The organism is Georgenia sp. H159, assembly GCF_035607575.1.
GTDB lineage: Bacteria > Actinomycetota > Actinomycetes > Actinomycetales > Actinomycetaceae > Oceanitalea.
Genome location: NZ_JAYDZY010000012.1, coordinates 73798 through 85113 on the forward strand (window position 1 = coordinate 73798; position 11316 = coordinate 85113).

Consider the following 11316-nt stretch of genomic DNA (forward strand, 5'->3'; position numbering starts at 1 on the left):
GAACCGGCCGGCAGCGGACCGTCATCTCCGCACGAGAGTGGCCCCGGGCCGCGGCTCCGGCCGTGGACCCGGCGGCAAGCGAGGTGGTACCGCGGCAGCGGACCCGCCAGGGCGGGTACGTCGTCGTCCTCGCATCGACGCGAACGACGACGAGGAGCACCACCGCCCATGGCCCCCGAGCCCACCCAGCCCACGTCCGCCCAGCGCTACCCGCGGCACGGCGGCGAGGTCCCCACCTCCCCGAGCTTCCCGGCACTCGAGCAGCAGGTGCTCTCCTACTGGCAGGCCGACGGCACCTTCCAGGCGTCGATCGACAACCGGTCGGCGGGGCAGGACGGCAGCAACGAGTTCGTCTTCTACGACGGCCCGCCCTTCGCCAACGGCCTGCCGCACTACGGCCACCTGCTCACCGGGTACGTCAAGGACGTCGTCGGCCGCTTCCAGACCCAGCTGGGCCGCCGGGTGGAGCGCCGTTTCGGCTGGGACACCCACGGCCTGCCGGCCGAGCTCGAGGCGGAGCGCGAGCTGGGCATCACCGACAAGTCCCAGATCGAGGAGATGGGCATCGAGGCCTTCAACAAGGCCTGCCAGGACTCGGTGCTGCGCTACACCGGCGACTGGCGCGAGTACGTCACCCGCCAGGCGCGCTGGGTGGACTTCGACAACGACTACAAGACCCTGGACCCCTCCTACATGGAGTCGGTGATCTGGGCCTTCAAGCAGCTCTACGACAAGGGTCTCGCCTACGAGGGCTACCGGGTGCTGCCGTACTGCTGGAACGACCAGACCCCGCTGTCCAACCACGAGCTGCGGATGGACGACGACGTCTACCAGATGCGGCAGGACCCCTCGGTGACGGTCGGGGTGCGGCTGGAGACCGGCGAGCTCGCCCTCATCTGGACGACGACGCCGTGGACGCTGCCCTCCAACCTGTCGCTCGCCGTCGGCCCGGACGTCGAGTACGTCACCGTCGTGCCCGCCGACGGCGCGCTGGCGGGGGAGAAGGTGCTGCTCGCGGCGGCACGGGTGGCCGCCTACGCCCGCGAGCTGGGGGAGGAGCCGGAGGTCGTCGCCCGCGTCACGGGCGAGGAGCTCGCCGGCCGCCGCTACGCGCCGGTCTTCGACTACTTCGTCGGCCGCGAGGGTCTCGGCGAGCGGGCCTGGACGGTGCTCACCGCCGACTACGTGTCCACCGAGGACGGCACCGGCATCGTCCACCAGGCCCCGGCCTTCGGTGAGGACGACATGGCGGTCTCGGCCGCCGCCGGGATCGGCACGGTCGTCCCCGTCGACGACGGCGGGCGCTTCACCGCGGAGGTCTCCGACTTCGCGGGGAGCCACGTCTTCGAGGCGAACAAGCAGATCATCGCCGACCTCAAGCACGGCACCGGCGCGCTGGCCCGGCGCACGGCGGCCGAGCGGGCCGTGCTCGTGCGGCAGGAGACCTACGACCACTCCTACCCGCACTGCTGGCGCTGCCGCCAGCCCCTCATCTACAAGGCCGTGACGAGCTGGTTCGTGCGCGTCACCGAGTTCCGCGACCGGATGGTCGAGCTCAACCAGCAGATCACCTGGGTGCCCGACCACATCAAGGACGGCCAGTTCGGCAAGTGGCTCGCCGGCGCCCGTGACTGGTCGATCTCCCGCAACCGGTACTGGGGAACCCCCATCCCGGTGTGGGTGAGCGACGACCCCACCTACCCGCGGATCGACGTGTACGGCTCCTTCGCCGAGCTCGAGGCCGACTTCGGGCGGCTGCCGTTGGACCGCGACGGCCGGCCGAACCTGCACCGCCCGTTCGTCGACGAGCTCACCCGGCCGAACCCGGACGACCCGACGGGCCGGTCGACGATGCGCCGCATCCCCGACGTGCTGGACGTGTGGTTCGACTCCGGGTCGATGCCCTACGCCCAGGTCCACTACCCCTTCGAGAACGCCGACTGGTTCGAGCACCACTACCCGGGCGACTTCATCGTCGAGTACATCGGCCAGACCCGCGGCTGGTTCTACACCCTCCACGTTCTCGCCACCGCGCTGTTCGACCGGCCCGCGTTCACCACCTCGGTGTCCCACGGGATCGTGCTGGGCTCCGACGGCCGCAAGATGAGCAAGTCGCTGCGCAACTACCCCGACGTCAACGAGGTCTTCGACCGCGACGGCTCGGACGCGATGCGCTGGTTCCTCATGGCCTCCCCGATCCTGCGCGGGGGCAACCTCGTCGTCACCGAGGAGGGCATCCGGGAGAACGTGCGCCAGGTGCTGCTGCCGGTGTGGAACACGTGGTACTTCCTCTCGCTGTACGCGGGGGCCGCGAACGACGGCGCGGGCACCGTCGGGCGCTCCGTCACCGCCGAGGAGGCCGCCGGGCTCCCGGTCATGGACCGGTACCTGCTGGCCCGCACCCGGACGCTGGCCGCCGAGGTGCGCCGGCTCATGGAGGCCTACGACGTCCCCGGTGCCTGCCAGGCCGTGCGTGAGCACCTCGACGTGCTGACCAACTGGTACGTGCGCACGTCCCGCGACCGCTTCTGGGACGAGGACGCCGCCGCCGTCAACACCCTGCACACCGCGCTCGAGGTGCTCATGCGGGTGATGGCCCCGCTCGCCCCGCTCATCAGCGAGGAGGTGTGGCGCGGCCTCACCGGAGGCCGCAGCGTCCACCTGACCGACTGGCCGGTGCTCGACGACGCCTTCGCGGCCGACGAGCTCGTCGCCACGATGGACCGCGTCCGGGACGTCGTGTCCACCACCCTGGGGCTGCGCAAGGCCGGGGGACTGCGGGTGCGTCAGCCGCTCCACGCGCTGCGTGTCGTCACCGACGACGCCGACGCCTTGAAGCCCTTCGTTGACCTCGTCGCCGACGAGGTCAACGTCAAGCGCGTCGAGCTGCGGTCACTGGCCGACGGCGCCGCCGAGGAGTACGGGGTCTACACCAGGCTCACCGTCAACGCCCGCGCGGCCGGCCCGCGGCTCGGCAAGGACGTCCAGCGGGTCATCAGGGCCGCGCGCTCCGGTGCGTGGGAGCAGACCGACGGCGGCGTCGTCGTCGACGGCATCCCCCTGGAGGAGCAGGAGTACACGCTCACCACCGAGGTCGAGGACCGGCCCGGCGACGAGCGGGCCGCGGGTGTGCTCGACGCCGGCGGGTTCGTCGTCCTGGACACCGCGCTGGACGACGAGCTGCTCGCCGAGGGCTTCGCCCGCGACCTCGTGCGCCGGGTCCAGGACGAGCGCAAGGCCGCCGGCCTGCACGTCACCGACCGCATCACCCTGGCGGTCGACGTCCCCGGGCGGTACGCCCGCTGGATCGAGAACCACGCCGGGCTCGTCACCGACGAGACCCTGGCCGTCTCCCTCACGGTCGACGTCAGCCCGACCGACGAGACCGCCGTCCACCTGGAGGTCGTGCAGCCGTGACCGAGCCCGTAGACCGCGACCACCGGGGCGACGCCCCGGACGACAGCACCGACGACGCGAGGCGGGAGATGCTCTCCCGCCGGACGCACGGGGCCGTCGGCCCCGGCACCGCGGACGCCGGGCGCGCCGAGAGCGCGCAGACCCCCGACAGCGCGGAGCTCGCCGCCCGGGAGGTCCAGGCCGAGCACGACCGTGCCGCCCAGGAGCTCGTCACCTCCGGGCTGTTCAGCGGTCCGGACCCGACCGTCGTCGACGACGTCCTCGCCTCACCGGACGTCACCGTCGCCGTCGACCCGGTCGCACGCGCCCAGGCGGACACCGAGGTGCACCGGATCTACACCGAGATCCTCACCCGTGCCCCCGAGCACGACGTCCAGCCCAGCCTCGACCGGGTCCGCGACGTCCTCGAGCTGCTCGGGGAGCCGCAGCGCGCCTACCCGGTCATCCACATCGCGGGGACCAACGGCAAGACCTCCACCGCGCGGGTCGCCGAGCGCCTGCTGCGCGAGCGCGGGCTGCGTACCGGCAGGTTCACCTCCCCGCACCTGAGCAGTGTGCGCGAGCGGATCGCGATCGACGGCGAGCCGATCGCGCCCGAGGCCTTCGTCGGGGTCTGGCGGGACGTCGCGCCGTACGTCGAGATGGTCGACGAGCGTTCCCGCGCGGTGGGTGGTCCGCGGCTGAGCTTCTTCGAGGTCTTCACGGTCATGGCCTTCGCGGCCTTCGCCGACGCGCCGGTCGACGTCGCCGTCGTCGAGACGGGCATGGGCGGGCGCTGGGACGCGACGAACGTCGCGGACGGGACGGTGGAGGTCCTCACCTCGATCTCCCGCGACCACGAGCGCTGGCTCGGGCACACCCTCACCGAGATCGCCGCGGAGAAGGTCGGCATCATCACGCCCGCGTCGACCGTCGTCAGCGCCGTCCAGGACGACGACGTCGCGGCCCTGGTCCGCGACGCCGCCCACGCGTTGGAGGCCCGGCTCCTCGTCGACGGGCAGGACCTGTCGGTCGTCGACCGCCAGCTGGCGGTCGGCGGGCAGATGCTCGTCCTGCAGACGCCGGCGGCGACCTACACCGACGTCTTCCTGCCGCTCCACGGCGCACACCAGGCGCACAACGCCCTGCTCGCGGTCGTCGCCGTCGAGGCCTTCTTCGGCGGCGGGGCGCTGAGCGGGGAGGTCGTCGAGCACGCGCTCGCGGCCGTCGACTCACCCGGGCGCCTGGAGCTCGTCCGGACCAGCCCGACCGTGCTGGTCGACGCCGCGCACAACCCCGCCGGCGTCGAGGCGCTGCGCGAGGCGCTCGAGGAGTCCTTCGACCTCACGCGCATCGTCGGGGTCGTCGGCGTCATGGGGGACAAGGACGCCGAGGCGATCCTCGCCGGCCTCGAGCCGCTGCTCACCGAGATCGTGCTCACCCGCGCCACGACGAGCCGCGCGCACGACGTCGAGGACCTCGCGGTCATCGCCCGGGACATCTTCGACGAGGACCGGGTGCACGTCACCGAACGAATCGACGACGCAATCGACCTCGCCGCGGCCCGCGCCGAGTACGGTGGGGAACCAGGTGGGGCCGTCCTCGTCACCGGTTCGGTGGTGCTCGTGGGGGAGGCGCGGCTGCTGCTGCGACGCGGCTGAGCCGCGCCGTCCTCACAACGCCAAGGGAGGCTGCAGTGAAGAAGCTCATCAACGACCCCAAGGATGTCGTCACCCAGTCCGTCGCCGGCCTCGTCGCCGCGCACGGTGACATCCTCACCGCCAGCACCGACCCGCTCTTCGTCTCACGTGCGGGCGGAGCCGTCAGCGGGAAGGTCGGGCTCGTCTCGGGCGGTGGCAGCGGCCACGAGCCGCTGCACGCCGGCTTCGTCGGCGTCGGCATGCTCGACGCCGCCGTCCCCGGTGCGGTCTTCACCTCGCCCAGTCCCGAGCCGATCCTCGCCGCCGTCCAGGCCGCCGACGGCGGGGCCGGGGTCATCCAGATCGTCAAGAACTACACCGGGGACGTGCTGAACTTCGAGGTCGCCGCCGAGCTCGCCGAGGCGGAGGGGCTCACCGTCCGCAGCGTCCTCGTCGCCGACGACGTCGCGGTCGAGGACTCCACCTACACGGCGGGTCGACGCGGCGTGGCCGGGACCCTCGTCGTGGAGAAGGTCGCCGGTGCCGCGGCCGAGCGCGGTGACGACCTCGACGCCGTCGTCGCGGTCGCCGAGCGCACCGCCGCGGCTGTGCGGACCATGGGGATCGCGCTCACCGCGCCCACCGTGCCGGCCGCCGGGCGGCCCTCATTCGACCTCGAGGACGACGAGGTCGAGGTCGGGATCGGGATCCACGGCGAGCCGGGACGCCGCCGGGTGACCGCGGTCCCCGCGGACGAGACGGCCGCTCTCCTCCTCGAGCCCGTCCTCGCCGACCTCGGCGACGTCGCGGGCCAGGACGTGCTGCTCTTCGTCAACGGGATGGGGGCGACGCCCTCGCTCGAACTCTACGTGCTCTACGGCGCGGCGCGGCGGCTCCTCGAGGAGCGCGGCGTCACGGTCACCCGCTCCCTCGTCGGAAGCTACGTCACCTCCCTCGACATGGCCGGGGCGAGCATCAGCGTCATGCCGCTGGACGAGGAGCTCACCGCGCTGTGGGACGCCCCGGCACATACGGTGGCACTCCGTCAGGGAATGTGAGGACACATGGACGACACGCTCGACACCACCTGGGTGCTGCGCTGGGCCGAGCTCGCGCAGCGCGTCGTCGCCGAGAACCGCATCGAGCTCATGGAGCTCGACCGGGCCATCGGTGACGGCGACCACGGCGACAACCTCGACCGCGGGTTCACCGCGGTGACGGCCAAGCTCGCCGACGCCGCGCCCGACACCCCGGCCGCGGTGCTCAAGCTCATCGCCACGACGCTCATGTCGACGGTGGGCGGAGCCGCCGGCCCGCTCTACGGCACAGCCTTCCTGCGCGCGGCGACCGCCGCGGGCGAGGGGCCGCTGGACGCGGGCGGGGTGGCGGGCCTGCTCGCTGCGGCCGCCGAGGGGGTCGTCGCGCGCGGCAAGGCCGCCACCGGCGACAAGACCATGGTCGACGCCCTCGCGCCGGCGGCTGCGGCCGCACGACGGGTGGCCGAGGTCGGGGACAGCGCCCGGTCGGCCCTGGAGGCCGCCGCCGACGCCGCCGAGGCGGGAGCGCAGGCCACCGAGCCGATGGTCGCCAAGAAGGGCCGGGCCAGCTACCTCGGGGAGCGGTCCGCCGGGCACGTCGACCCCGGCGCCCGCTCCACCGCACTCATCCTGCGGGCGGCCGCGGACGCCGCCGCGGGGGAGTCGCGGCCGTGACGACGGCGATCGTCGTCGTCTCCCACTCGGACCAGCTCGCGCGGGGCGTCTGCGAGGTCGCCGAGCAGATGGCGCCCGACGTCGCGCTCCGCGCGGCCGGGGGGACCGACGACGGCCGGATCGGCACGAGCTTCGACAAGGTGCTCACCGCGATCGGTGAGCTCACCGCCGAGCCCGGCAGCGGCGTCGTCGTGCTCACCGACCTCGGCTCGGCGACGATGACCGCCGAGTCCGTGCTCGAGATGGTCGACGGCGAGGTGCTGCTGGCCGACGCACCGCTCGTCGAGGGCGCGGTCGCCGCCGCCGTCGCGGCCCAGGGCGGCGCGGACGCCGAGGGGGTGCGCCGGGCCGCGGAGGGGGCGGCCCGCTCCTTCGCCCCCACGCAGCAGGACGCCCCGGCTGGGGCCGCAGGTGGGGAGGTCCTCGAGCGCGAGCTCGAGCTGCGCAACGAGCTGGGGCTCCACGCCCGCCCCGCCGCGATGCTCGCGCGCCTGGTTGCCGGCTTCGACGCCCACGTCGAGGTCAACGGCGTGGACGGGGCCAGCGTGCTCGCCCTCATCGGGCTCGGGCTGCCGGGTGGGGCGCTGATGACCGTGCGTGCCAGCGGTCCCCAGGCCGAGCACGCCCTCGACGCGGTCGCCCAGGTCGTGGACGACCGCTTCGGCGAGGAGTAGCGCTGCCCGGGCGGCCCGCAGCAACCTCTGGTTATGGTGGCGGTGACGCTCGTCCCCGAGCGCGCCGTCGCCGAGAGGGAACATCTCCATGCATGAGGTCAGGGCCGTCGTCGTCCGGGCGAAGGACGCCCCCGCCACCGTCGAGACCATCCTCGTCCCCGACCCCGGACCCGGTGAGGCACTGGTCGACGTCATCACGTGCGGGGTGTGCCAGACGGACCTGCACTACAAGGTCGGCGGGGTCAGCGACGACTTCCCCTTCCTCCTCGGCCACGAGGCCTCCGGCGTCGTGTCCGCCGTCGGCGAGGGGGTCAGCGAGGTCGCCGTCGGTGACCGCGTCATCCTCAACTGGCGCGCGGTGTGCGGGCAGTGCCGCGCCTGCCGCAGGGGCCGACCCTGGTACTGCTTCGCCACCCACAACGCCACGCAGAAGATGACCCTGCAGGACGGCACCGAGCTGTCACCGGCACTGGGCATCGGCGCGTTCGCCGAGAAGACGCTCGTCGCCGCGGGCCAGTGCACGAAGATCGAGGGCGATATCGCCCCCGAGCAGTACGCCGCCCTCGGCCTGCTCGGCTGCGGGGTCATGGCCGGCATCGGGGCCGCCGTCAACACCGGCAAGGTGCAGCGCGGTGAGTCGGTCGCCGTCATCGGCTGCGGCGGGGTCGGCACCGCGGCGGTCGCCGGGGCCGCGCTCGCCGGTGCCACGACGATCGTCGCCGTCGACCTCGACGACGACAAGCTCGCCACCGCCCGGCGCTTCGGCGCCACCCACACGGTCAACTCCCGGGAGCAGGACCCGGTCGCGGCCATCCGCGAGCACACCGGAGGGTTCGGCGCCGACGTCGTCATCGACGCGGTCGGGGTCGCCGCCACCTTCGCCCAGGCGTTCGAGGCCCGCGACCTCGCCGGCCGGCTCGTCCTGGTCGGGGTGCCCGACCCCGGCACCACGTGGGAGATCCCGCTGGACCAGGTGTTCGGCCGCGGCGGCGCGATCACGTCCGCCTGGTACGGCGACACCCTCCCGTCGCGCGACTTCCCGATGCTCGTCGAGCAGTACCGGCTCGGTCGCCTGGACCTCGACGGCTTCGTCACCGAGCGCATCGGCATCGACGACGTCGAGCCCGCCTTCGCCAAGATGACGGCCGGCAGGGTGCTGCGCTCCGTCGTCGAGATCACCGCCCCCGAGCAGACCGGAGCCGCCCGATGACCCGCACCGACAGCAGCGGCCGCGTCCGCGTCGAGCACCTCGTCACCAGCGGGACGTTCTCCCTCGACGGCGGCACCTGGGACGTGGAGAACAACGTGTGGATCGTCGGCGACGACGCCGAGTGCCTCGTCATCGACCCCGCACACGACACGACGGCCGTCGTCGAGGCGGTCGGTGGTCGCCGCGTCGTGGCCGTCCTGCTCACCCACGGGCACGACGACCACATCCGCGCCGTTCGCGACGTCGCGCGCCAGGTGGGCGCCCCGGTCCACCTCAACCCGGCCGACACGATGCTGTGGGAGCAGGTCTACCCCGGCTCGACGGCGGACGCCGAGATCGCCGACGGGCAGCAGTTCACCGTCGCGGGCGTCACGCTCACCGCGGTGCACACGCCCGGCCACTCGCCGGGGTCGACGTGCTTCCACGCGCCCGAGCTGGGCGAGGGCGGGGTGCTGTTCTCCGGGGACACGCTGTTCAACGGGGGCCCCGGTGCCACCGGGCGCTCGTACTCCGACTTCCCGACCATCATCGAGTCCATCCGGGAGCGGGTGCTCAGCCTGCCGGAGTCCACCGAGGTGCTGACCGGGCACGGCGACGCGACGTCCGTCGGCGCCGAGAAGCCGCACCTGGACGAGTGGATCGCCCGCGGGAGCTGACCGGCCAGCACCGGCGCCGACGGCGCACGTCCCCCGGCCTGCCCGGTGCCTCCCGTGACATCGGCCCGCGGGTAGCCGCCGGTGGGTGTGTCGCCCCTTTGGCTCACGCCGGGCTGTTCAAGGGGGCGGTCGACGAACGAAAGGGGCGACCCACGCGTGCGGGTCGCGGAACGCGCCCGCCGGGTGGCCCGGTGCTAGGGCACCATAGGGGCATGAGCGACCCCAAACCCGTCGAGAGCTGGCTCACCGACATGGACGGCGTGCTCGTCCACGAGCAGCAGGCCATCCCCGGTGCCGCCGAGTTCATCGCGGCCCTCATCGACTCCGGCCGGCGCTTCCTCGTCCTGACGAACAACTCGATCTTCACGCCGCGCGACCTGCGCGCACGCCTCCTCGCCGGCGGGATCGACATCCCCGAGGATGCCATCTGGACCTCGGCGATGGCGGCGGCCCAGTTCCTCGACGGGCAGCGTCGCGGCGGCAGCGCGTACGTCGTCGGCGAGGCGGGCCTGACGACGGCACTGCACGACATCGGCTACACGATGACCGACGTCGCCCCGGACTACGTCGTCCTGGGGGAGACGCGCACGTACTCCTTCGAGGCCATCACGCGCGCGATCCGCCTCATCGACCGCGGCGCGCGGTTCATCGCCACCAACCCCGACCCCTCGGGCCCCTCGCACGAGGGCAAGCTGCCCGCCACGGGTGCCGTCGCTGCGCTCATCACCCGGGCCACCGGCGTCGAGCCGTACTTCGTCGGCAAGCCCAACCCGCTGATGATGCGCAGCGCCCTCAACCGGATCGACGCGCACTCCGAGTCCACGGTGATGATCGGGGACCGGATGGACACCGACGTCGTCTCCGGCCTCGAGGCCGGCATGCGCACGATCCTCGTGCTGTCGGGGTCCACGCGCCCCGAGCAGGTGGACCGCTTCCCGTACGTGCCCACCCGCGTGGTCGACTCGATCGCCGACGTCATCCCGCTCGTCACCGAGTACGCCCCGCTCTCGGCCGGGTAGCCGGTGGCCGGCCGAGTAGGATCGACCGCGATGAGCCGTCCCTCCCGCAGTGCCCGCGCGCTGTTCGCCGCCACGCTGCTGTTCAGCGAGGCCCTTCTCGTGCTGTTCGCGGGCCTCGTCGCCTACGGCCTCGAGCTCGTCCCGGTGCCCGCGCTCCTGTGGGGCTGTGCGGCACTCATGCTGTGGGCGGTCGTGGCGGGTGCGCTGGTACGCCGCGGCGCCGTCGGGTACGTGCTCGGCTCGATGCTCCAGCTCGTGCTCGTCGCCACCGGGATCCTCCTGCCGACGATGTTCGGGGTCGGCGGCGTCTTCGCCGTGCTGTGGATCGTGTCCCTGCGCATCGGTGGCCAGATCGACGCGGAGCGGGTCGTGCGGGAGCGCGAGGAGCGGGAGGCCGCCGCCGGGGAGGGCCCCGCGGTTGCCGAGGGCACGTCGCCGGCCCGGTAGGGTCGGCCCCGTGACTTCCACCGAACGCACCCTCGTCCTCATCAAGCCCGACGGCGTCCAGCGCTCCCTCGTCGGGGAGATCCTGCGCCGCATCGAGGCCAAGGGCTACCGCATCGCCGCGCTCGAGATGCGCACCGCCGACGACGACCTGCTCGGCGAGCACTACGCCGAGCACCGCGGCAAGCCCCACTTCGAGCCGCTCGTCGAGTTCATGGGCTCGGGCCCGCTCGTCGCGGCCGTCGTCGAGGGCGTCCGTGTCATCGAGGGCTTCCGCTCGCTCGCCGGCACGACCGAGCCGACGACGGCGGCCCCCGGCACCATCCGCGGGGACCTCGCCCGCGCCTGGGAGACGCAGGTCATCCAGAACCTCGTCCACGGCTCCGACTCCCCGGAATCCGCCGAGCGCGAGATCGGCCTCTGGTTCCCGAACGCCAGCTGACGCGCCCCTCTCCTCGCCGACAGCGGAGTTGTTTCGGCGGTGCCCCGTCACAACTCCGCTCTCGGCGGTGGGGGAGAGGCGGTAGCCCCCCGGCGGGGGTGCCACGTCCCGGTCGCCGGCGCC

The 11316-nt window shown here is 73.1% G+C and carries 10 protein-coding genes; all 10 read left to right on the top strand.

What is annotated here, in order from left to right; genetic code table 11:
* Window positions 1-168 precede the first annotated feature (168 nt).
* Complete coding sequence (gene ileS / locus VR894_RS15545) at window positions 169-3417, top strand: isoleucine--tRNA ligase (protein ID WP_324652982.1); 3249 nt, start codon at window positions 169-171, stop codon at window positions 3415-3417.
* Window positions 3414-5057, top strand: coding sequence for a folylpolyglutamate synthase/dihydrofolate synthase family protein (locus VR894_RS15550; RefSeq protein ID WP_324652984.1), 1644 nt, complete (start codon window positions 3414-3416; stop codon window positions 5055-5057). The genes ileS and VR894_RS15550 overlap by 4 nt, the downstream gene beginning before the upstream one ends.
* 35 nt (window positions 5058-5092) lie before the next feature.
* On the top strand, window positions 5093-6094 hold the full coding sequence (gene dhaK, locus VR894_RS15555) for a dihydroxyacetone kinase subunit DhaK (protein WP_324652985.1): 1002 nt from the start codon (window positions 5093-5095) through the stop codon (window positions 6092-6094).
* A gap of 6 nt (window positions 6095-6100) precedes the next feature.
* On the top strand, window positions 6101-6748 hold the full coding sequence (gene dhaL / locus VR894_RS15560) for a dihydroxyacetone kinase subunit DhaL (protein WP_324652986.1): 648 nt from the start codon (window positions 6101-6103) through the stop codon (window positions 6746-6748).
* Window positions 6745-7422 (top strand): dihydroxyacetone kinase phosphoryl donor subunit DhaM, encoded by a 678-nt coding sequence (dhaM, locus tag VR894_RS15565; RefSeq protein WP_324652988.1) that lies wholly within the window; start codon window positions 6745-6747, stop codon window positions 7420-7422. The genes dhaL and dhaM overlap by 4 nt, the downstream gene beginning before the upstream one ends.
* 88 nt (window positions 7423-7510) lie before the next feature.
* The gene (locus tag VR894_RS15570) at window positions 7511-8632 is read left to right on the top strand and encodes an S-(hydroxymethyl)mycothiol dehydrogenase (protein WP_324652990.1); all 1122 of its coding nucleotides are present in this window, start codon (window positions 7511-7513) and stop codon (window positions 8630-8632) included.
* Window positions 8629-9288 carry an MBL fold metallo-hydrolase gene (locus tag VR894_RS15575; RefSeq protein WP_324652991.1) on the top strand — a complete coding sequence of 220 codons (660 nt, stop codon included), beginning with the start codon at window positions 8629-8631 and terminating at the stop codon, window positions 9286-9288. The genes VR894_RS15570 and VR894_RS15575 overlap by 4 nt, the downstream gene beginning before the upstream one ends.
* 212 nt (window positions 9289-9500) lie before the next feature.
* Entirely contained in the window at window positions 9501-10307 is an 807-nt protein-coding gene (locus VR894_RS15580; protein ID WP_324652992.1) for an HAD-IIA family hydrolase, read from the top strand.
* A gap of 30 nt (window positions 10308-10337) precedes the next feature.
* On the top strand, window positions 10338-10754 hold the full coding sequence (locus VR894_RS15585; protein WP_324652994.1) for a DUF4233 domain-containing protein: 417 nt from the start codon (window positions 10338-10340) through the stop codon (window positions 10752-10754).
* 10 nt (window positions 10755-10764) lie between these two features.
* A complete protein-coding gene (gene ndk / locus VR894_RS15590; RefSeq protein ID WP_324652996.1) occupies window positions 10765-11193 on the top strand; it encodes a nucleoside-diphosphate kinase in 429 nt (142 codons plus the stop codon).
* The last annotated feature ends 123 nt before the right edge of the window (window positions 11194-11316 follow it).

What these genes read in the sequence shown, in the direction of transcription:
- ileS (WP_324652982.1), top strand. Translation starts at nt 169, where the DNA reads ATGGCCCCCGAGCCCACCCAGCCCACGTCCGCCCAGCGCTACCCGCGG.
- dhaL (WP_324652986.1), top strand. Translation starts at nt 6,101, where the DNA reads ATGGACGACACGCTCGACACCACCTGGGTGCTGCGCTGGGCCGAGCTC.
- VR894_RS15570 (WP_324652990.1), top strand. Translation starts at nt 7,511, where the DNA reads ATGCATGAGGTCAGGGCCGTCGTCGTCCGGGCGAAGGACGCCCCCGCC.
- VR894_RS15575 (WP_324652991.1), top strand. Translation starts at nt 8,629, where the DNA reads ATGACCCGCACCGACAGCAGCGGCCGCGTCCGCGTCGAGCACCTCGTC.
- VR894_RS15580 (WP_324652992.1), top strand. Translation starts at nt 9,501, where the DNA reads ATGAGCGACCCCAAACCCGTCGAGAGCTGGCTCACCGACATGGACGGC.
- VR894_RS15585 (WP_324652994.1), top strand. Translation starts at nt 10,338, where the DNA reads ATGAGCCGTCCCTCCCGCAGTGCCCGCGCGCTGTTCGCCGCCACGCTG.